Genomic DNA, 304 nt, shown 5'->3' with positions numbered 1-304 from the left:
TCTTCATACTGGCAGCTAAGGCTAACGTTTTTCCACCACCACCAGCACAATAATCCAATACCTGCATACTTTCTTTTGCTTCTACAAGGTGAGCAACAATCTGAGACCCCAAGTCCTGTATTTCAAAGTGCCCCTTTTGAAAAGCAAGTTCCATCTGAATATTAGGATGACGGCCAAATTTTTCAATCGGTGCAATCCTTAAGGCTTGCGGAAACCATGACAAAGACTGAATTTTGGTTTTTGCTAATTCCTTAAGTACCTTTTCTGGCGTTGCCTTCAAGCTATTCACGCGTAAATCTAAAGA

General features: G+C 41.1%; 1 pseudogene. It reads right to left on the bottom strand.

The window, feature by feature from the left end:
* Positions 1–304: pseudogene (locus tag ACFIK8_RS12335) on the bottom strand (MFS transporter); the annotation flags it as partial.

The sequence above is a fragment of the Bartonella sp. MR168JLCBS genome (genome assembly GCF_042194175.1).
Note: the sequence above shows the minus strand (reverse complement) of the source record. Positions and strands in the feature narration are given on the sequence as shown.